The following is a 19,757-nucleotide window of genomic DNA, read 5'->3' as shown; positions in this document are numbered from 1 at the left end:
CGAAATCTAAGCTAGGATGGTTTCCTGTTGGAGTTCAGGAGGCCATCCCATGTACGAGCCGATCCGCACCAAGTCGGTCCACAGCACGATGGCCGACAGCGCCCCCGACTTCCCCCACCGGTCCCGTGAGGAGGAGCTGGACATCCAGCTCGCGGGCCATCTCGCGGCGCTGCTCGCCGTCACGGACGAGCTGCGCGCGCTGGCCCCGTCCACCGATCTGGAGGCCGCCTCCGAGCGGCTCGCCGCCCAGGTGACCCGGCTGCGGGGCGGACGTCCGCCGGCCCGCGCCACGGCGACCGCCACTCCCGCGCCCCGGACCGACGCCCTGCACCGGCGGGCCCACGCCCTGGCGGGCCGCGCCCTGGTCGTCGCCGCCTCCCGCGCCGACACGGCCGCCGCCATCCTGGCCGCCGAGCGCATGGACGCCCACGCCGCGGCCCTGGAGCCGCGCGCGCTCGCGTCCCACTGAGCCCACCGGGCTCCCCGAACGGCCCCGGTCCGCGTGCACCCGCAGCGACGCGCGGACCGGGCGCCATGAAACCACGCGCACCACAATGTGGACAGAGCCCCGCCAGTGATGGCGGGGCTCGTGCCGTACCCATGCAGCAGTGGTGAAGATCCCGTGTTCAAGGGAGCGCGGCAGCACGGCCCCGCACGCCGTTGTACGGGGCCTCGGTTCGTGACATGTGCCGCCACCGCGACCGGCCCGTGACGATCACTGGTCAGGGCTCCCATCGGGGCCGGCCGCGGGGGTTCTCGGGGGGATCAGCCCAGGCGCTCGACCAGCGCGCGGTACTCGTCCCACAGCTCCTTCGGCGTGTGGTCGCCGAAGGTGTTGAGGTGCTCGGGGATCAGCGCGGCCTCCTCCCGCCACACCTCCTTGTCGACGGAGAGCAGGAAGTCCAGCTCCTCGGCGGACAGGTCCAGGCCGCTGGTGTCGAGGGCGCCCTTGGCCGGCAGCACGCCGATCGGGGTCTGCTCGCCCTCGGCCCTGCCCTCCAGGCGCTCCACGATCCACTTCAGGACGCGGCCGTTCTCACCGAAGCCGGGCCAGACGAAGGCGCCCTCGTCGTTCTTGCGGAACCAGTTGACGTAGTAGATCTTCGGCAGTTTCGACTGGTCCTTGCCCTTGGCGACGTCGACCCAGTGACCCATGTAGTCGCCCATGTTGTAGCCGCAGAACGGCAGCATGGCGAACGGGTCGCGGCGCAGCTCGCCGACCTTGCCCTCGGCCGCGGCGGTCTTCTCGGAGGCCACGTTGGCGCCGAGGAAGACGCCGTGGTTCCAGTCGAAGGACTCCGTCACGAGCGGTACGGCGGTGGCGCGCCGCCCGCCGAAGAGGATCGCGGAGATCGGCACGCCCTTGGGGTCCTCCCACTCGGGCGCGATGATCGGGCACTGCGAGGCGGGGACGGTGAAGCGGGCGTTGGGGTGCGCGGCCGGGGTGTCCGACTCGGGCGTCCAGTCGTTGCCCTTCCAGTCCGTGAGGTGGGCCGGGGGCTGCTCGGTCATGCCCTCCCACCACACGTCGCCGTCGTCGGTGAGGGCGACGTTGGTGAAGACGGCGTTGCCCCACAGCGTCTTCATCGCGTTGGCGTTGGTGTGCTCGCCGGTGCCGGGCGCGACGCCGAAGAAGCCGGCCTCGGGGTTGATCGCGTAGAGGCGGCCGTCCTCGCCGAAGCGCATCCAGGCGATGTCGTCGCCGATGGTCTCGACCGTCCAGCCGGGGATGGTCGGCTCCAGCATGGCGAGGTTGGTCTTGCCGCAGGCGCTCGGGAAGGCGGCGGCGACGTACCTGGACTCGCCGCGCGGCGGGGTGAGCTTGAGGATGAGCATGTGCTCGGCGAGCCAGCCCTCGTCGCGGGCCATCACGGAGGCGATGCGCAGGGCGTAGCACTTCTTGCCGAGCAGGGCGTTGCCGCCGTAGCCGGAGCCGTAGGACCAGATCTCGCGGGACTCCGGGAAGTGCGAGATGTACTTGGTGCTGTTGCAGGGCCACGGGACGTCCGCCTGGCCGGGCTCCAGCGGGGCGCCGAGCGAGTGGACGGCCTTGACGAAGAAGCCCTCGTCGCCCAGCTCGTCCAGGACGGCCCGGCCCATCCGGGTCATCGTGCGCATGGAGACGGCGACGTAGGCCGAGTCGGTGATCTCGACGCCGATCGCGGACAGCGGCGAGCCGAGCGGGCCCATGCAGAAGGGCACGACGTACATGGTGCGGCCGCGCATCGAGCCGCGGAACAGGCCGCCCTGCCCTCCGGAGCCCTGGAAGATCTCCCGCATCTCGGCGGGGGCCTTCCAGTGGTTGGTGGGGCCGGCGTCCTCCTCCTTCTCGGAGCAGATGAAGGTGCGGTCCTCGACGCGGGCGACGTCGGTGGGGTCGGAGGCGGCGTAGTAGGAGTTGGGGCGCTTGATCGGGTCGAGCTTCCTGAAGGTGCCCTTGCGGACGAGCTCCTCGCACAGTCGCTCGTACTCGGCTTCCGACCCGTCGCACCAGACCACGGCGTCCGGCTGCGTCAGTTCGGCGATCTCGTCGACCCACGAGATCAGTTCCTGGTGGTTGGTGGGGACCACGGAGGGAGCCGCGATGTCGCGCGCCACGATTGCTCCTAAATGAGGGATTTTTTTGGTTGGAGGCCCCGTGGGGGCTGCGACCCGGATGCTTCACGGTTCACGTCTGGCGCTCATCCGGTGCCGACCGCACTCATTTGATCATCCGACGAGATCGCCCATATGTCCAGAGGGCCTCACAGGTGAGCGGAGTGAGCATCGCCACTCGCTCCGGCGCCCTCCGGGCGTTACCGCCTTCTCACCCGGGGTACTCCGTCAGATCCATGGCCGGGTGTCCCCGTGAGACCATGGCCACTCCCGGCCGCCAACGCCATCCTCAGACGCATAACTTACGGTTGCGTAGGTACGATGAAGCGCATGACAGCGTCCGCCCCCGACGCGCGCACGGAGTCGTCGGCCGCCGGCCGCGGCCCCGTCGCGCTCACCCTGCCGCACCCCGTCAAGCCCAAGCTCCGCGGCTGGCTGCACCTGGGCATGTTCCCCGCGGCCCTGATCGCCGGCCTGGTGCTCACCGCCTTCGCCACGTCCCCCCGCGCCCGCCTCGCCTGCGGGATCTACGCCCTGACGGCGTGCCTGCTGTTCGGCGTCAGCGCGCTGTACCACCGCGGCGACTGGAGCCCGCGCATGGACGGCATCCTGCGCCGGCTCGACCACGCCAACATCTTCCTGATCATCGCGGGCACCTACACACCGCTGACCGTGCTCCTCCTGCCCGGCGCCAAGGGGCAGTGGCTGCTGTGGGGCATCTGGGGAGCCGCCGCGGCCGGCATCCTCTTCCGCGTGTTCTGGGTCGGGGCACCCCGCTGGCTCTACACGCCCTGCTACATCGCCATGGGCTGGGCGGCCGTCTTCTACCTGCCGGACTTCCTGCGGGCCGGCGGCGCCACGGTCCTCGTCCTGGTGATCACCGGCGGCCTGCTCTACAGCGTCGGCGGCGTGATCTACGGCCTGCAGCGCCCCAACCCGTCCCCGCGCTGGTTCGGCTTCCACGAGGTCTTCCACTCCTTCACCCTGGCGGCGTTCATCACGCACTACGTCGGGATCTCCCTGGTGGCGTACCAGCACGGGTGACCGGGCCCGCGGGCGCGCGAAAAGCACCGGCCGGGTCCGCGGCCGTCGTGTCATCCTGACCGGGTGAACCGTCCGGAGATCCACGTCGCCTTCGCCTCCGAGCTGCACGTCTTCCTGGCCGGCGAACGCCGCCGCGGCGCCACCGCGCTGCGCACCGACGGCGTCTCGGCCCTCGGCCACGTCGTGGAGTCGCTCGGCGTCCCGCTCACCGAGGTCGGCGCCCTGGTGGTCGACGGCCGCGAGGTACCGGCGTCGCACGTCCCGGCCGACGGCGAGCGAGTGAGCGTCGAGACCGTGCAGCGCCCCCAGCGGGTCCCCGGCGCGCCCCTGCGGTTCCTCCTCGACGTGCACCTCGGCACGCTGGCCCGCCGCATGCGGCTGCTCGGCGTGGACACGGCGTACGAGTCGACGGACATCGGCGACCCCGCCCTCGCCGCCCGCTCCGCCGCCGAGCGGCGCGTCATGCTCAGCCGCGACCGGGGCCTGCTGCGCCGCCGCGAACTGTGGGCCGGCGCCTTCGTCTACAGCACCCGGCCCGACGACCAGCTCCGCGACGTCCTGGACCGCTTCCAGCCCGAGCTGCGCCCCTGGACGCGCTGCACCGCCTGCAACGGGCTGCTGCGCGAGGCCTCCAAGGAGGAGGTCGCCGACCAGCTGAAGGGCGGCACGCAGCGGTCGTACGACGTGTTCGCGCAGTGCCGGGAGTGCGGACGCGCCTACTGGAAGGGCGCGCACCACGAACAGCTGGAGGCCATCGTGGAACGCGCCCTCGCCGAGTTCTCACCCGGCCACAGCGGCTAGCGTCGTCCCCCATCCCCCTTGCCGCAGGCGATGCCGTCCCCGTCGCGGTCCAGGGGCAGCGGATCGTCCCTGCCGTCGGCCTTCAGGCGGCCGTACTCCTGCCGCTTCAGCCAGGCGCAGGTCGACGTTGTCGCCGTCACCGACGACCACGCGCACGTGCGGGTCGCGCGCCGCCGCGTACCCGGCGACCGCGGTGGTCCCCGGTTCGTCGTGTCCGACGCTCACGACGGTCTCGTAGGCCGTGTGGCCGGACTCCGGCAGCCGCTGGATCGTGCGGTCGAGCACGGCCCCCTCGCGCCGTGCGGGCAGCGGCAGCGAGAACGACACGTGCTCGTCCCCGTCCGGCGCGGCCGTCAGCCGCCCAGTGCGGTGCGCAGCCGCTCCGGGTCGGTCGTCGGGGCGTCGCACGTGAAGTTGCGGCAGACGTACGCCGTCGGTTCGCCGCCGACCAGCGGCCGGTCCGCGAGCAGGGGGAACTCGTCGCTGCCCGGCGTGCCCACCGCGACGACCGCGCCCGGCGCCGCGCCCAGCAGCGCCGTGCGGTGCAGGGCGCGGGTGCCGGGGTCCTCCAGGGACGGGCCGACGACCGCGGTCTCGCGGGGCCCGTCGAGGACGGCCTCGGTCACCGCCAGGCCCCAGCCGATGAAGCGCGGGACGCGCGGGCCGAGCGCCTTGACCACGCCCAGTGCCCGCTCGGCGGCGGTGCGGTGCGGCTCGGAGCCGGTGTGCGCGGCATAGCTCAGCAGGGCGCCCGCCGCGGCGGTCCAGCCGGACGGGGTCGCGTTGTCGGTGGGGTCCTGCGGCCGGCGGATCAGCTGCTCGGCGTCGGCCGCCGTGTCGTACAGCGCGCCGGAGTCGTCGGTGAAGCGCGCGAGGACGTGGTCCAGGAGGAACCCGGCGAACTCCAGCCAGACGCCCTCGCCGGTGACGGCGGCCAGCGCGAGGAAGCCCTCGGCGACGTCGGCGTAGTCCTCCAGCACGCCCGCGTGCGCGCCGGCGCGGCCGTCCTTGCTGGTGCGGGCCAGGCGGGCGTGGTCGTCCAGGTGCAGCCGGACCAGCAGGTCGGCGGCGGCGACGGCGGCCTCCACCAGGTCGGGGCGGTCGAAGTAGGCGCCGGTCTCGGCGAGCGCGGCGATCGCCAGGCCGTTCCAGGCGGCGACGACCTTGTCGTCCCGGCCGGGCGCGGGCCGCTCGGCGCGGGCCGCGAGCAGGCGCGCCTTGACCGACTCGATCCTCCCGGCGTCGAACACGCCCTCGTGCTGCGGCAGCTGCAGCACGGACGAGCCGTGCTCGAAGGTCCCCTCCTCGGTCACGCCGAAGTACTGCGCGGCCAGTTCGGTGTCGTCCCCGAGGACCTCCCGCAACTGCGCGGGCGTCCACACGTAGTACGCGCCCTCGACGTGCCTGCCGGTGCCGTCTTCGCTGTCGGCGTCGAGCGCGGAGGCGAACCCGCCCTCGGCGGTGCGCAGTTCCCGCACCATGAAGTCGGCGGTCTCCAGCGCGACGCGCCGCGCCAGTTCGGAGCCGGTGGACCGCCACAGGTGGGCGTACACGCGGCACAGCAGGGCGTTGTCGTACAGCATCTTCTCGAAGTGCGGGACGACCCACTCGCGGTCCACGGAGTAGCGCGCGAAGCCGCCGCCGAGCTGGTCGTAGATCCCGCCGCGCGCCATGCGCTCGCAGGTGTCGGCGGCCATCTGCAGGGCGCCCTCGGCGCCGGTGCGCGCGTGGTGGCGCAGCAGGAACTCGATCACCATGGACGGCGGGAACTTCGGCGCCGCCCCGAATCCGCCGCGCTGCTGGTCGTACTCCCGGGTGAGCGCGAGCAGCGCCTGCGCCGGCTCCTGCTCGCCGGGCACCTTCGCGTCCCCGTACGACAGCTGCCGTCCGGCCAGGTCCCGCACGATCTTCCCGGCGACCTCGGCGACCTCCTCGCGCCGGTCGGTCCACGCCGCGTGCACGCCCTCCAGCACCTGCCGGAAGGACGGCATGCCGTGCCGGGGCTCCGGCGGGAAGTACGTGCCGAAGTAGAACGGCTCGGCGTCCGGGGTGAGGAACACCGTCATGGGCCAGCCGCCGTGCCCGGTCGCGGCCTGCACGGCCTCCATGTAGACGGCGTCCACGTCGGGGCGTTCCTCGCGGTCGACCTTCACGCCGACGAAGTGGGCGTTGAGGTAGTCGGCCGTCTCGGGGTCCTCGAACGACTCGTGCGCCATGACGTGGCACCAGTGGCAGCTCGAGTAGCCGACGCTCAGCAGCACGGGCAGGTCCCGCCTGCGCGCCTCCTCGAAGGCCTCGGCCGACCAGGGCCACCAGTCGACGGGGTTGTCGGCGTGCTGAAGGAGGTACGGGGACGTCTCGTGCGCCAGTCGGTTCGGCATGGGGTCCATCCTGCCCCAGTACCCCCGCCGCACCGGACAGCACACAGCGTCGCGCGACGCGGCCCTGTCCGCCTCGTACGGCGATCTGCGCGGCGGCGACTGGGCCCGCTTCCTGCGCTGCACCAGGGAGGTGATGGGGGTACCGGTGACGAGGGTGCAGGAGTAGCCGGCACACTGCGGGCGTCGTGCCGCTGGGGTTCCCCCGGCTCCAGCGAAGCCGAGAGGTCGGGGGCGCAGCGGCACCCGGCCATCGCCGGTCACCGCAACGCCGTGACCGGAAGGCGACGCCGGGTGCCGAGAAAGCCCGGCTCAGCCCTTGTCCGCCTCACCCTGCCCGGACGCCCCGCGCCCCCGCTCCGGCGCCTCCACGAAGTCCACCTTCCCCAGCCGCCGATTCATCGACTTCATCAGCCCCCACACGGCCAACGCCATCACCGCGAACACGATGAACCCGAGCACCCCCGGGGTCACCTTGTCCTCGTCCACCTCCGCCGCGAAAGAGACGAGATGCGTCACTGCCAGGCTTGCGCTTGCGCTCATGTCAGCCATTGTCCCGGATGCCCGCAAAGAGGTCGTCCTCGGGGAGGGAGGTCGCCACGAGGGACTTCGCCAGCTCGTACTCCTCGGTGGGCCAGACCTCCTTCTGGACGTCCATCGGCACCCGGAACCAGCCCCCGTCCGGATCGATCTGCGTCGCGTGCGCGATCAGCGCCTTGTCCCGGATCTCGAAGAACTCCGCGCACGGCACGTGCGTGGTGATCGTCCGCTCCTTGCGCTCGAACTCCTCCCAGCGCTTGAGCCACTCCCCGTACGGCGACTCCAGCCCCCGGTCCAGCATCGCCTGGTGCAGCGCCTCGGTGCGGGGCCGGTTGAAGCCCTGGTTGTAGTACAGCTTCAGCGGCTGGTAGGCCGGACCGAACTCGGCCTCCGGGTACTTCTCGGTGTCGGCCGCGCCCTCGAACGCCACCATCGTGATCTTGTGGGTCATGATGTGGTCGGGGTGCGGGTAACCGCCGTTCTCGTCGTAGGTGGTGATCACCTGCGGACGGAAGGAGCGGATCTGCTTCACCAGCTCGCCGGCCGCCTCGTCGACGTCCTGGAGGGCGAAGCAGCCCTCGGGGAGCGGCGGCAGCGGGTCGCCCTCCGGCAGCCCGGAGTCGACGTAGCCGAGCCACTCCTGCTTGACGCCGAGGATCTCGCGGGCCTCGTCCATCTCCTTCTTGCGTACCTCGTGGATGTGCTCCTCGATGTACTTGTCGCCCTGCAGCTTGGGATTGAGGATGGAGCCGCGCTCCCCGCCCGTGCAGGTCACCACCAGCACGTCCACCCCCTCGGACACGTACTTCGCCATGGTGGCCGCGCCCTTGCTCGACTCGTCGTCGGGGTGGGCGTGGACGGCCATCAGTCGCAACTGGTCAGTCAAGACTCAAATCCTCAGTCAGTCGGCGCCCCGGTATGGGTCGGCCCGGTCCAATGATGCCGCCCGAAGAGGCGTCGTGAGGGGCGGCGGTCGGATGGCGGGCGGGCGGCTTCTATAGTGACCGAATCGGGGGGCGAATAATTCCGGGGTCCGGCTCCCGGGTCCCTGTCGGGACAACTGTCCCGTTCCTGCCGAGGAGACGATCATGAGCACCGCGCGCACGCGACCGCCCGAGGGCCGCTACGGCCGCGCCTCGGCCGACCGCGACGACCGCACGCTCAAGATCGTCGGCGCCGTCCTCGGGGCGGCACTCCTCGCCCTGATCGGCTACTTCGCCTATCACTACGTCGGCCAGAACAGAATCAGCGCCGAAGTGATCGAGTTCGACACCTCGAAGAACGCCGTGCAGGTGCACCTGGAGGTCCGCAAGGACGCCGGCGCGAGCGGCTACTGCACCGTGCGGTCGCAGGCGGAGAACGGCGCCGAGGTGGGCCGCGCCAACTTCCGCTTCGACGGCGACGCCACCCGCATCGACAAGGTCGTCACGCTGCGGACGACCTCGCCGGGCACGACCGCCGAGCTCCTCGGCTGCCATGCCGACTGACCCGCCGCCCCGGCCGGGCTTCCGCCGCCGGCCCTTCACCCGGAATACGTAGGCGCTGACCTGCGCTGACGTGATTCTGATCGGTTATGTCCTCCCCCTTCGGGCATTGAATTGTTAGGCTCGTGGTTTCGCCCTTCCATGAAGGAACATGCTTCCGGGTAGGGCGATGCTGTGTATTCCCAGTACCTACGAGGAGCACCTGTGACCCAGACCAGCGAGAACGTCACCTGGCTGACCCAGGAGGCGTACAACAAGCTCAAGGACGAGCTTGAGTACCTTACTGGTCCCGCGCGCACGGAGATCGCCGCCAAGATCGCCGCTGCGCGTGAGGAGGGCGACCTGCGTGAGAACGGCGGGTACCACGCGGCCAAGGAAGAGCAGGGCAAGCAGGAGCTCCGTGTGCGCCAGCTCACCCAGCTCCTCGAGAACGCCAAGGTCGGTGAGGCCCCGGCCGCCGACGGCGCGGTGGCCCCCGGCATGGTCGTCACGATCGCCTTCGACGGCGACGAGGACGACACGCTGACCTTCCTGCTGGCCTCGCGTGAGTACGCGAGCGCCGACATCGAGACCTACTCGCCGCAGTCACCGCTGGGCACCGGCGTGATGGGCCACAAGGTCGGCGAAAACGCCGAGTACGAACTGCCGAACGGCAAGAAGGCCTCGGTGCGGATCCTCAAGGCCGAGCCGTACGTCGGCTGACGCGCCCGCCGGGTCCGGCGCCCGAGTCGTGCCCCCGGAAAGCCCTTGCGGCACCGGGGGCACACTCATGAGGTCGCGGACCATCTCGACCTGGCGTTTCGCGGCCCGCTGGTCCGCGGCCTGCGCCCGCGCCACGCCTGCGGGGTCAGCCGATCACGAGGTAGCCCGCGTCGTGCAGGGCCTGGTTCACCTCGGCGCAGTGCGCCGGGCCCTTGGTCTCCAGGTGCAGCTCGACCTCCGCCTCCGTGAGCCCGAGCCGCGGATCGGTCCGTACGTGGCTCACGTCGAGGACGTTGGCGTCGATCACCGACAGCACGCCGAGCAGCGTCGCCAGCGCCCCCGGCCGGTCCGTCAGCCGCAGCCGGACGGCCAGGTAGCGGCCCTGCGCGGCCATGCCGTGCCGCAGCACCCGCTGCATCAGCACCGGATCGACGTTCCCGCCGGACAGCACCGCGACGACCGGCCCCTCGAACGCGTCCGGGCGGCTCAGCAGCGCCGCCACCGGGCTCGCCCCGGCCGGCTCCACCACCAGCTTGGCCCGCTCAAGACACAGCAGCAGCGCCGCCGACAGCTCGTCCTCCGTGACCGTACGGACCTCGTCCACCAGCTCGCCGACGATCCCGAACGGCACGTCGCCGGGCCGCCCGACCTTGATGCCGTCCGCCATCGTCGCCGGGTTGCGCACCGACACCGGGCGGCCCGCCGCCAGCGAGGGCGGATACGCCGCGGCGCCCTCCGCCTGCACGCCCACGATCCGCACATCCGGCCTGAGCGCCTTCACGGCCACCGCGATCCCGGCCGCCAGCCCGCCCCCGCCGATGCCCACGACGAGCGTGCGCAGCTCCGGGCACTGCTCCAGGATCTCCAGGCCCACCGTGCCCTGGCCCGCGATGACGTCGTGGTGGTCGAAGGGGTGGATGAACACCGCGCCGGTCCGCGCCGCGTACTCCTGCGCGGCGGCCAGCGTCTCGTCCACCACCTGGCCGTGCAGCCGCACCTCGGCGCCGTACTCCCGGGTCGCGCTGATCTTCGGCAGCGGGGCGCCCTTCGGCATGAACACCGTGGACCGCACGCCGAGCAGCGCCGACGCCAGCGCGACGCCCTGCGCGTGGTTGCCGGCGCTCGCCGCGACGACCCCGGCGGCCCGCTCCTCCGGCAGCAGCCCCGCGATCCGCACGTACGCGCCGCGCAGCTTGAACGATCCCGTCCGTTGCAGGTTCTCGCACTTGAGGTGGACCGGGGCGCCCACCATCTGGGACAAGTGCCTGCTGCTCTCCATCGCGGTCACCCGCGCGACCCCCGAAAGCATCTTCTGGGCGCCCCGCACATCGTCCAGAGTGACGGTCCGCAAGGAGTCAGCCGTGCTGTAGCTCATGACACAAGCATCGCAGTTCAGGGCGGATTCGGCCGCTGTGACCAACGTCCGAGACCGGATGCCGCAGGGCCGGTACACCCCGCCCCCCATCCGCGTACCCTGTCCCCCAACCAGCAGCCCTCCACGAAGTGAGCCCCCGGCCATGCCCACACCTGAAATGTCGATGGACATGACGACCGTCGGTGACACCGGTCTTCTCGAAACGCTGCAGCACGAGGTGGCGGTCTTCGCGCGCCGTGCCGAACAGACCCGGCTCGGCGGGGTCGGGCAGGTGCGCAACTCCATGGACCGCGCCGCGTATCTGCTGCTCAACCGCCTCGACAAGGAGGGCCCGATGGGCGTCAAGGCGCTCGCCGCGAGCATGGGGATCGACTCCTCCACGGTCACCCGGCAGGTGGCTCCGCTCGTCGACACCGGGCTCGTCAAGCGCACCTCGCACCCCGAGGACGGGCGGGCCGTGGTGCTCCAGCTGTCCCCGCGCGGGCAGGCCCGGCTGGACGAAGTGCGCTCGTCGCGGCGTCAGTTGATGGCCGAGCTGACCCACGACTGGGCGCCGGAGGAGCGCGAGGCGTTCTGCACGCTCCTCACACGCTTCAACAGCGCGCTGTCCGCCCGGATGGCCGCACCGGACGCCCCGGGCGCGGAGCCGTCGCCGGCCTCCTGACCCTCACGGGCGCACGCGCGCGTACCGCCCGGCTCCCGTGATCCGCGCCGGGGCCCCGGTCACCACCGCAGCGGCACCGCCGCAGTCGTGACCCGTGCCCGGCTCTTGACCCGCGGGCCACCCCTGGCCTCATATGAGACCGGGTCCCCGTCACAGACGGCCGGGGCCCGACACCTCACAGGTCGCCCTCACCGGGAGGCGCGGTGCGAGAACGGCACACGTTCCACGGCGCCCGCCGCGCCCGGGAGTTCGAGGCGTTCGTCGCGGGCGCGGGCGGACGGCTGCTGCACACCGCGACGCTCCTGACGGCGGAACGCCCGGACGACAACCCGCGCGCCCGGCGGCTGCTGACGCTCTCCCTCGCGCACACGTACGCGTGCTGGCACCGGATGCGCGGCGAGGACCCCTACGACCACGCCCGCGAGGTGCTGGCCACCCGCTTCGCGCGCGGCTCGTGGCACCGGCACGGCGGCCCGGGCCGGGTCCGCCCGCACCCCGGCGGCCCGCTGGCCCGCCTCGCCCCGCAGGAACGCCTGGTCCTGGTCCTGCGGCTGTACGAGGGAGTGGCCGAGGAGCAGACCGCCGCGCTGCTGGGGCTGTCCACCGACCGCGTCCGCGTGCTCTGCGACCGGGCGACGACGGCGCTGCTGCACCCGCCGCGCGGCCCGGCACCCGCGGTCGGCGGCCCGAAGGCGGTGCCGTCATGAGCCGACCGGGACGCCGGGCGCCCCGCCGCGGGAGGTGGTGGCCGTGAACGAGCGCGACCGGCAGGCCGCCGTACGCCGGGTCATGGAGCAGTCGCCGCCGCCCGTGCCGCCGGAGCTGTACGCGGAGGCCCTGCGGCGCGGCGGGCGCATGCTGCGGCGCCGGACGCTCGCGCGCCGGCTGCTGTGGCTGGTGCTGGCCGCCGCGGCCGTGGCCTTCTGCGCCTGGGCGACGGTGGAGCAGCCGTGGGCGGAGCCGCCGTCCCGCACGACTCCGCCCCTGACCGGCTGGTGAGCCCGGGCCGCGCCGGGCTCACGCGGCTCGTGACCTAGCCCAGTGCCTGCTGCAGGTCCTCGAGCAGGTCGTCGGCGTTCTCGATGCCGACCGACAGGCGCACCAGGTCGGCGGGCACCTCCAGGGCCGAACCGGCCGCGGAGGCGTGCGTCATGCGGCCGGGGTGCTCGATCAGCGACTCCACGCCGCCGAGGGACTCGCCGAGCGTGAACACCTTGGCGCGGTCGCACACCTCGACGGCCGCCTCCTCGCCGCCACGCACCCGGAACGACACCATGCCGCCGAACGCCTTCATCTGCTTGGCGGCGACCTCGTGGCCGGGGTGCTCGGGCAGGCCCGGGTACAGCACGCTCGTCACGCGCGCGTGCCGGGACAGCATGTCGGCGACCTTCACGGCGTTCTCGCTGTGCCGGTCCATGCGCACCGCGAGCGTCTTCGTGCCGCGCAGCACCAGCCACGAGTCGAAGGGCCCGGCGACCGCGCCCATCGCGTTCTGGTGGAAGGCGAGTTCCTCGCCGAGGCCCTCGTCCTGGACGATCAGCGCGCCGCCGACGACGTCGGAGTGGCCGCCCATGTACTTCGTCAGCGAGTGCACGACGACGTCCGCGCCGAGCGCGAGCGGCTGCTGGAGGTACGGCGTGGCGAAGGTGTTGTCGACGACGAGCCGGGCGCCCGCGTCCCCGGCGACCTGAGCGACGGCGGCGATGTCCGTGATGCCGAGCAGCGGGTTGGAGGGCGTCTCCACCCACACGGCCTTGGTCTTCGGCGTGATCGCGGCCCGCACGGCGGCGGGGTCGGAGGTGTCGGCGACCGACCACTCCACGCCCCAGCGGGAGACGACCTTGGCGAACAGGCGGAACGTGCCGCCGTACGCGTCGTTGGGGATGACCACGTGGTCACCGGGGCTGAGCAGCGTACGCAGCAGGCAGTCCTCGGCCGCCAGCCCGGACGCGAACGCGAGGCCGCGGCGCCCGCCCTCCAGGGCGGCGAGGTTCTCCTCGAGGGCGGTCCTGGTGGGATTGGCGCTGCGGCTGTACTCGTAGCCGCCGCGCAGCCCGCCCACGCCGTCCTGCTTGTAGGTCGAGACCTGGTAGATCGGCGGGACGACCGCGCCCGTCAGGGGGTCGGCGGTGTTGCCCGCGTGGATCGCGAGCGTCTCGAAGTGCTCACTGATGTGCCTGTCGCTCATGGGCACCGAGCGTAGTGCGCCCGGGGCCCGGATGACGGCCCCGGGCGGCCACGGCAGGAATCGGCAAAGCGGAGAGCGGCGCCCGGCGGCCCGCTCCCGGGTCCGGCCTCCGCCCGGTGCGGGGTTTTCCACAGGTCCGTGCACCGGGTTGGCCAATTGTCGGCGCGGTCTGGTTCGCTTGGAGGCATGGAGATTCTGTGGGTCCTGATGGCCGCGATCATGATCGGCGCCGTGCTGGTTCCCTTCCTCAGGCGCCGCCGCGGCATGATCGAGCAGGTCCACCCGGGCCACCCGGACGCCGCGGACCCCGAGAACTACGGATTCGTGCGCGAGGAGGAGCTCGACATCCGCATGCCCGGCCCCGACCAGGACCTGCTGGACGTCCTGGAGGTCGTGCAGCACACCCAGGACTACCGTGCGGCCCAGCAGCTCCTGGCCGGCACGGAGGCGCGGGGCGAGCGGCGCTGGCAGCGGGTGCAGGCGTTCGCGGGCGCCGCGTCGCTGGAGCTGCGGCAGCGGCCGGGCGGCGCCGGGGAGGCCCCGGGCGGCCAGTGGCTGCGGGCGTGGCGCTCCGAGGCGCCCAAGGACGCGGGCGGCGCGGCGGTGCACGCCGAGTTCCTGGTGCAGCAGGCGTGGCGGACGGCGACGCCGGGCACGGACGAGTTCCGGATCATCATGGAGGAGGCGAGGGCGGCCTGCGCGGACGCGGCGCTGCTGGCGCCCGGCGACCCGATCCCGTACATCGTCGAGCTGTCCGTCGCGCGCGGCCTGGCGTATTCGCGCGCCGAGTTCGAGCAGCTGTGGCTGAAGATCCTGGACCGCGCACCGGCGCACATGGGAGCGCACCTGGCCGCGCTGCACTACTGGTGCGAGAAGTGGCACGGCTCGCGTGCGCTGGCCTACGAGTTCGCGGAGGCCGCGGCGGCCCGCGCCCCCAAGGGCTCCCTGCTGTCGGCGATGCCGCTGTTCGCGGTGTTCGAGCACCTGCCGGAGGTGACGCTGGTCAGCGGCTTCTACCAGAGCGAGGTCGTGACCAGGGCGATGCACGGCGCGCTGCACGCGGTGCACTCGGCGCGCCCCGACGACCCGATGCTGGCGCACGTCCGTCATCTGCTGGTGTTCTTCCTGGTGCGGGCGGAGCGCTGGGCGGAGGCCATGAACCAGCTGATCCACATCGACGGCCATGTCGGCGCCCTGCCCTGGACGCTGTCCCAGGACCCGGCGGCGGAGTTCGCGGTGTACCGGGCGCTGGCGGTCGCCGGCTACGAGGCGAACGGCGGAAGCCCGGCGACGCTGCCGCACTGAGTCGGGGCACGCGAGCGGCCCTCCGGAATTCCGCACGGCGGGCGTGCGTTCACCGACTGAGTGCCCTCATGTGTGCCGTGCCGAGTGTCCTGGACGAGTGCCCTGACCCGGTGCCTCGATTGGAGTGGGAGACCGCATGTTCCTCTACAGCCGTACGCCTCAGTTGCCGACCCCCGAGCAGGCGCTCGCCGGCCGCCCGGAGCCGGCGTTCACGGTCCCCGACCGCCACACGGTGCTGGGCAACCCGCTGCTGGGCCCCTACCCCGAGGGCCTGGAGGTCGCCGACTTCGGCATGGGCTGTTTCTGGGGCGCCGAGCGCACGTTCTGGCAGCTCCCGGCCGGCGTGTGGACGACGCTGGTCGGCTACCAGGGCGGTTGCACGGAGAACCCCACGTACGAGGAGGTCTGCTCGGGCCGGACCGGCCACACGGAGGTGGTCCGCGTGGTGTTCGACCCGAAGGTGACGCCGTACGAGCGCCTGCTGAAGACGTTCTGGGAGTCCCACGACCCGACCCAGGGCTTCCGCCAGGGCAACGACGTGGGCACGCAGTACCGCTCGGCGGTCTACACCCACACCCCGGAACAGGCAGCGACGGCCGAATCCTCCCGCGAGGCCTACCAGAAGGTCCTGACGGCGTCGGGCCACGGCACGATCACGACGGAGATCCTCCCGGCGGAAGGCCGCCCCTTCTATCCGGCGGAGGCCTACCACCAGCAGTACCTGGACAAGAACCCGGCGGGGTACTGCGGGATCGGGGGGACGGGGGTTTCCTGCCCCATCGGGGTCGCGGCCGCCCCCGAGGTGAGCGGCGAGTAGTCGCCCGCGGCCTCGCGGCCTCTGCCGCAGGGCGGGCGGCGATGTTCTTGTGGCGCGAGGGGCAATAAGGTGCTCATGTGACTGCCACCTTGAGTACCGGGAAGACCCGAGCCGCGTTGCGTACGTCCGCGCGTGTGTCCGGGGAGTTGCTGCTGGTGTTGGTGATGCTGGCGGTGACGCTGTGGCTCATGGGGCGGATGTGGTCGGTGGTCTGGCCGCTCGTCGTCGGCCTGTTGCTGACCACGCTGACCTGGCCCCCGGCCCGTTTCCTGCGCCGGCACGGGTGGAAGCCCGCTCTCGCCGCGTCGGTCGTGACCGTGTTCTTCCTCCTGGTCGCCGCGGGCGTCATCGCGCTGATCGCGGTGCCGGTGGCGTCCCAGTCCGGTGAGCTGACCGACGGCGTGGTCGAAGGCGTGCAGCGGCTGCGCGAGTGGGCCGCCGGGCCTCCGCTGAACATCGGTGACGCCCAGATCAACAAGGCCTTCGACGGTGCGGTCGCCCGCGCCCAGGACGGCCTCGGCAGCATGGTCGGCGCGGTCGTCACGGGCATCGGCACCGTGGTCAACGGCGTGGTCACGGCCGTCCTCGCGCTGTTCCTGATGTTCTTCTTCCTCAAGGACGGCCCGCGCTTCCTGCCCTGGCTCGCCCGTCAGCTGCCCGGCCGGCTCGCCACCGACGTCCCGGCCGTGGCCGAGCGCTCCTGGGAGACCCTCGGCGCGTTCGTGCGGTCACAGGCAGCCGTCGGCCTGCTCGACGCCGTCCTGATCGGCCTCGGTCTGTGGATCCTCGGGGTGCCGCTGGTGCTCCCGCTGGCGGTGCTGACGTTCGTCTCGGCGTTCGTGCCGATCGTCGGCGCCCTGTTCGCGGGGTTCGTCGCGGTGCTCATCGCGCTCGTCTACAACGGCCTGACGGACGCGCTGATCGTGCTCGCCCTCATCGTGGTGGTGCAGCAGCTGGAGGGCAACGTCTTCCAGCCCATGATCCAGAGCCGTGGGCTCGGCCTCCACGCGGCCGTGATCCTGCTGGCGGTGACGCTGGGCGGCAGCCTCGCCGGCATCGTGGGCAGCCTGCTCGCCGTGCCGGTCGCCGCGCTGATCGCGGTGGTCTGGAACTACGTGCGCGAGCAGCTCAGCGAACCGGAACCGGCGCCCGGCACGCCCACCCCGTAGACCGCCGGTTCGGCCCCCCGCGTGGACCGGGCCCGCCGCCCAGCAGACCGGGCCCGCCGTCGGCCCGCCTGCCCAGGGTCCGGGGCCCCGGCGGAAACACCACCAGGGCCCCGCACACCCACCCGTCAGATCGTCGCCGTGTCGATCACGAAGCGGTAGCGGACATCGCTCGCCAGCACCCGCTCGTACGCCTCGTTGATCTCCTTCGCGGCGATGAGTTCGATCTCCGCGCCGATGCTGTGCTCGGCGCAGAAGTCGAGCATGTCCTGCGTCTCGGCGATGCCGCCGATCATAGAACCGGCGAGCGACTTGCCGCCGCCGATCACCGAGAACAGGTTGAGGGAGACCGGCTCCTCGGGGGCGCCCACGTTCGCCAGGGTGCCGTGCGTCTTCAGCAGCGACAGGTACGCGCCGAGGTCGAGCGGGGCCGAGACCGTGGAGACGATCAGGTCGAAGGTGCCCGCCAGCTCCTCGAAGGTCTTCGGGTCGCTGGTGGCGTAGTAGTGGTCGGCGCCCAGCTTCAGGCCGTCGTCCTTCTTGCGCAGGGACTGCGACAGCACCGTGACCTCGGCGCCCATCGCGTGCGCGATCTTGACGCCCATGTGGCCGAGGCCGCCCAGGCCGACGATGGCGACCTTCTTGCCGGGGCCGGCGTTCCAGCGCTTGAGCGGGGAGTACAGCGTGATGCCGGCGCACAGCAGCGGCGCCGCCTCGTCCAGGGCGAGGCCGTCGGGGATGCGGACGACGTAGTTCTCGTCCACGACGATCTTCTGCGAGTAGCCGCCGTAGGTGGGCTCGCCGTCCTTGCCGACGGCGTTGTACGTGCCGATCATGCCGCCGCCGGTGCAGTACTGCTCACGTCCGGCCTCGCAGTTGTCGCACTCGCGGCAGGAGTCGACCATGCAGCCGACGCCCACCCGGTCGCCGACGGCGTACTTGGTGACGCCGGGGCCGACCTCGGAGACGACGCCGGCGATCTCGTGGCCCGGGACCATCGGGAAGATCGCCTCGCCCCAGCCCTCACGGGCCTGGTGGATGTCGGAGTGGCAGATACCGGCGAACTTGATGTCGATCAGCACATCGAACTCACCGACCGGCCGGCGCTCGATGGTGGTGCGCTCCAGCGGAGCCTTGGCGGCAGGTGCGGCGTACGCGGCGACAGTGGTCATGCCGAGGTGTCTCCTAGCAGAGGTCGGGCGCCCGGCTGCCTTCCGGCCGGGGCACGGCCTCCAGCCTGCCCGACGCTTGAATATTCACCCAGGTCACGGTTCTGCCTACGTTCGCCGTGCGTACCACTGGCGGGGTCAGGCTCCTGGGCGTACGACCGTCAATACTGGACACATGGACGAACAGCCCGCACCCCTGCACGGCCCCGGCGGGGGCCTGGACCGGCGCGCCGAGCTCAGCGAGTTCCTGCGCACCCGGCGTGCCCGGCTCAAGCCCGAGGACGTGGGGTTGCCGGACTACGGGCGCACGCGCCGCGTGCCGGGGCTGCGCCGCGAGGAGCTGGCGCAGCTCGCGGGGGTGTCCGTGGCGTACTACACGCGCCTGGAGCAGGGCAACGGGCGGAACGTGTCGGCGGAGGTCCTCGACTCGATCGCCCGCGCGCTGCGGCTGACCGACGCCGAGCACGCGCATCTGACGCATCTGGCGAAGCCGAAGCAGCACAAGAAGAAGCCGGTGGCGCGGACGCAGCAGGTGCGGGCGGCGCTGCGGCAGCTGCTGGACACGATCGACGGCGTGCCCGCGTACATCACGGGCCGGCGCACGGACATCCTCGCCTGGAACAGCATGGCGGCGGCCCTGTTCGGCGACTGGGCGGAGCTGCCCGCGCCGGAGCGGAACTGGGCGCGGCTGGTGTTCCTGCGCCCGGAGTACCGCGAGCTGTTCGTGGAGTGGGACCAGAAGGCGTCCGACATCGTCAGCTACCTGCGGATGGACGCGGGCTGCCATCCGGACGATCCGCGGCTGTCCTCGCTGGTGGGCGAACTGTCCGTGAAGAGCGAGGAGTTCCGCCGGCTGTGGGCGACGCACGACGTGAAGGAGAAGAGTCACGGCTTGAAGCGGGTGCGCCATCCGCTCGTCGGTGACGTGACGCTGCACTTCGAGTCGTTCCGGATGATGGACGACCCCGAGCAGTCGCTGATCACCTATCACGCCGAGCCGGGCTCCCCGTCGGCCGAGGCGCTGCGCCTGCTGGCGAGCTGGGGCGCGGACGCGACACGGGCGGGCACGGGGTCGCCGACCCCGTAGGCACGGGCGCGGCAACCGAAGGGCCCGCCGAAACCGCGCTTCCGGCGGGCCCTCGCTCACCTCAGGGTCGGTTCACACCCGTGTGCGCTCTCCTTCCCGTGCTACGCGTCGTCAATCAGCTGCGACTCCAGGACCTTGTGCTGGGCCTTGCCCATGCCGGACGACACGGAGTTGACCACGATGACGAGGGCGATACCCAGCGCGAGGCCGGAGGCGACGACGAGGGCCGCCTTTCTGCGGCGGCGCAGCTCGCGCCCGAGGCAGGTGAAGAACATGGCCGCAAGTCAGGGACGCCGCGTGATGAAGCGGTAAGGCGGCCCTGAGAGGACGGTGAAAAACCCCCGCGGGAGCGCGACCGGCCCGGAGGGGACGCGACCGGTCCGCGAAAAACCGGTGCCGCCCCGAAGGACGGCACTGGTACGAAAGACGGAAAGGGAGGCCG

General features: G+C 72.0%; 21 protein-coding genes and 2 pseudogenes. 13 read left to right on the top strand and 10 right to left on the bottom strand.

Features of this window, described 5'->3' with window-relative positions; genetic code table 11:
- Positions 1-49: 49 nt before the first annotated feature.
- Positions 50-469, top strand: a complete 420-nt coding sequence (locus AB0M97_RS13145; RefSeq protein ID WP_365960902.1) for a hypothetical protein — start codon at positions 50-52, stop codon at positions 467-469.
- A 296-nt stretch (positions 470-765) separates the two neighbouring features.
- Here AB0M97_RS13145 and AB0M97_RS13140 read toward each other — a convergent pair whose 3' ends face one another.
- Positions 766-2,598: a phosphoenolpyruvate carboxykinase (GTP) gene (locus AB0M97_RS13140; RefSeq protein WP_365960901.1), complete on the bottom strand. Its 1,833-nt coding sequence runs from the start codon at positions 2,596-2,598 to the stop codon at positions 766-768.
- Positions 2,599-2,925: 327 nt separating this feature from the next.
- On the opposite strand from AB0M97_RS13140, the gene AB0M97_RS13135 reads away from it, so the two are divergent.
- Both AB0M97_RS13135 and AB0M97_RS13130 read left to right on the top strand, forming a co-directional pair.
- Entirely contained in the window at positions 2,926-3,639 is a 714-nt protein-coding gene (locus tag AB0M97_RS13135) for a hemolysin III family protein (protein WP_365960900.1), read from the top strand.
- A gap of 63 nt (positions 3,640-3,702) precedes the next feature.
- On the top strand, positions 3,703-4,440 hold the full coding sequence (locus AB0M97_RS13130) for a Mut7-C RNAse domain-containing protein (RefSeq protein ID WP_365960899.1): 738 nt from the start codon (positions 3,703-3,705) through the stop codon (positions 4,438-4,440).
- Here AB0M97_RS13130 and AB0M97_RS13125 read toward each other — a convergent pair.
- The 3 genes and pseudogenes from AB0M97_RS13125 to AB0M97_RS13115 form a co-directional block, all read right to left on the bottom strand.
- Positions 4,437-4,580 (bottom strand): hypothetical protein, encoded by a 144-nt coding sequence (locus tag AB0M97_RS13125; protein ID WP_365960990.1) that lies wholly within the window; start codon positions 4,578-4,580, stop codon positions 4,437-4,439. The genes AB0M97_RS13130 and AB0M97_RS13125 overlap by 4 nt on opposite strands.
- 1 nt (position 4,581) lies before the next feature.
- Positions 4,582-4,785 (bottom strand): annotated as a pseudogene (locus AB0M97_RS13120) (glycosyltransferase family 2 protein); the annotation flags it as partial.
- A gap of 8 nt (positions 4,786-4,793) precedes the next feature.
- Positions 4,794-6,821, bottom strand: coding sequence for a thioredoxin domain-containing protein (locus tag AB0M97_RS13115; RefSeq protein ID WP_365960898.1), 2,028 nt, complete (start codon positions 6,819-6,821; stop codon positions 4,794-4,796).
- Between AB0M97_RS13115 and AB0M97_RS13110 the strand changes: the two genes are divergently transcribed.
- On the top strand, positions 6,820-6,987 hold the full coding sequence (locus AB0M97_RS13110) for a hypothetical protein (protein ID WP_365960897.1): 168 nt from the start codon (positions 6,820-6,822) through the stop codon (positions 6,985-6,987). The two genes, AB0M97_RS13115 and AB0M97_RS13110, sit on opposite strands and share 2 nt — an antisense overlap.
- A gap of 143 nt (positions 6,988-7,130) precedes the next feature.
- On the opposite strand, the gene AB0M97_RS13105 is transcribed toward AB0M97_RS13110, so the two are convergent.
- Together AB0M97_RS13105 and mca are read right to left on the bottom strand one after the other, a co-directional pair.
- Positions 7,131-7,370, bottom strand: a complete 240-nt coding sequence (locus AB0M97_RS13105; RefSeq protein WP_365960896.1) for a hypothetical protein — start codon at positions 7,368-7,370, stop codon at positions 7,131-7,133.
- Positions 7,363-8,244 carry a mycothiol conjugate amidase Mca gene (gene mca, locus AB0M97_RS13100; protein WP_365960895.1) on the bottom strand — a complete coding sequence of 294 codons (882 nt, stop codon included), beginning with the start codon at positions 8,242-8,244 and terminating at the stop codon, positions 7,363-7,365. Before mca ends, AB0M97_RS13105 begins: the two co-directional genes overlap by 8 nt.
- A 202-nt stretch (positions 8,245-8,446) precedes the next feature.
- On the opposite strand from mca, the gene AB0M97_RS13095 reads away from it, so the two are divergent.
- Together AB0M97_RS13095 and greA are read left to right on the top strand one after the other, a co-directional pair.
- Positions 8,447-8,845 (top strand): DUF4307 domain-containing protein, encoded by a 399-nt coding sequence (locus tag AB0M97_RS13095; RefSeq protein WP_365960894.1) that lies wholly within the window; start codon positions 8,447-8,449, stop codon positions 8,843-8,845.
- 201 nt (positions 8,846-9,046) lie between these two features.
- Positions 9,047-9,544: a transcription elongation factor GreA gene (gene greA, locus AB0M97_RS13090; protein WP_365960893.1), complete on the top strand. Its 498-nt coding sequence runs from the start codon at positions 9,047-9,049 to the stop codon at positions 9,542-9,544.
- Positions 9,545-9,689: 145 nt separating this feature from the next.
- Here greA and ilvA read toward each other — a convergent pair whose 3' ends face one another.
- On the bottom strand, positions 9,690-10,919 hold the full coding sequence (ilvA, locus tag AB0M97_RS13085) for a threonine ammonia-lyase (protein WP_365960892.1): 1,230 nt from the start codon (positions 10,917-10,919) through the stop codon (positions 9,690-9,692).
- Positions 10,920-11,076: 157 nt separating this feature from the next.
- Between ilvA and AB0M97_RS13080 the strand changes: the two genes are divergently transcribed.
- From AB0M97_RS13080 to AB0M97_RS13070, 3 genes are all read left to right on the top strand, one after another.
- Positions 11,077-11,583, top strand: a complete 507-nt coding sequence (locus AB0M97_RS13080) for a MarR family transcriptional regulator (RefSeq protein ID WP_365960982.1) — start codon at positions 11,077-11,079, stop codon at positions 11,581-11,583.
- A gap of 203 nt (positions 11,584-11,786) precedes the next feature.
- Positions 11,787-12,290, top strand: a complete 504-nt coding sequence (locus AB0M97_RS13075) for a sigma factor-like helix-turn-helix DNA-binding protein (RefSeq protein WP_365960891.1) — start codon at positions 11,787-11,789, stop codon at positions 12,288-12,290.
- Between the two features lie 43 nt (positions 12,291-12,333).
- Complete coding sequence (locus AB0M97_RS13070) at positions 12,334-12,582, top strand: hypothetical protein (protein WP_365960890.1); 249 nt, start codon at positions 12,334-12,336, stop codon at positions 12,580-12,582.
- Between the two features lie 34 nt (positions 12,583-12,616).
- Here the strand turns inward: AB0M97_RS13070 and AB0M97_RS13065 are convergent, their stop codons facing one another.
- Positions 12,617-13,771, bottom strand: a complete 1,155-nt coding sequence (locus AB0M97_RS13065) for a cystathionine gamma-synthase (RefSeq protein ID WP_365960889.1) — start codon at positions 13,769-13,771, stop codon at positions 12,617-12,619.
- A gap of 186 nt (positions 13,772-13,957) precedes the next feature.
- Here AB0M97_RS13065 and AB0M97_RS13060 point away from each other — a divergent pair, with 186 nt between their 5' ends.
- From AB0M97_RS13060 to AB0M97_RS13050, 3 genes are all read left to right on the top strand, one after another.
- Complete coding sequence (locus AB0M97_RS13060) at positions 13,958-15,076, top strand: hypothetical protein (protein ID WP_365960888.1); 1,119 nt, start codon at positions 13,958-13,960, stop codon at positions 15,074-15,076.
- Positions 15,077-15,212: 136 nt separating this feature from the next.
- A complete protein-coding gene (gene msrA / locus AB0M97_RS13055) occupies positions 15,213-15,893 on the top strand; it encodes a peptide-methionine (S)-S-oxide reductase MsrA (protein WP_365960887.1) in 681 nt (226 codons plus the stop codon).
- Positions 15,894-15,970: 77 nt separating this feature from the next.
- The gene (locus tag AB0M97_RS13050) at positions 15,971-17,062 is read left to right on the top strand and encodes an AI-2E family transporter (protein WP_365960885.1); all 1,092 of its coding nucleotides are present in this window, start codon (positions 15,971-15,973) and stop codon (positions 17,060-17,062) included.
- 125 nt (positions 17,063-17,187) lie between these two features.
- Here AB0M97_RS13050 and AB0M97_RS13045 read toward each other — a convergent pair whose 3' ends face one another.
- Positions 17,188-18,231, bottom strand: a complete 1,044-nt coding sequence (locus AB0M97_RS13045) for an NAD(P)-dependent alcohol dehydrogenase (protein WP_365960884.1) — start codon at positions 18,229-18,231, stop codon at positions 17,188-17,190.
- 172 nt (positions 18,232-18,403) lie between these two features.
- On the opposite strand from AB0M97_RS13045, the gene AB0M97_RS13040 reads away from it, so the two are divergent.
- Complete coding sequence (locus AB0M97_RS13040; RefSeq protein WP_365960883.1) at positions 18,404-19,315, top strand: helix-turn-helix transcriptional regulator; 912 nt, start codon at positions 18,404-18,406, stop codon at positions 19,313-19,315.
- 122 nt (positions 19,316-19,437) lie between these two features.
- Here the strand turns inward: AB0M97_RS13040 and AB0M97_RS13035 are convergent.
- Positions 19,438-19,590 (bottom strand): annotated as a pseudogene (locus tag AB0M97_RS13035) (ABC transporter permease); the annotation flags it as partial.
- Between the last annotated feature and the right edge of the window lie 167 nt (positions 19,591-19,757).

The organism is Streptomyces sp. NPDC051207 (assembly GCF_040682395.1).
Lineage (GTDB): Bacteria > Actinomycetota > Actinomycetes > Streptomycetales > Streptomycetaceae > Streptomyces.
Note: the sequence above shows the minus strand (reverse complement) of the source record. Positions and strands in the feature narration are given on the sequence as shown.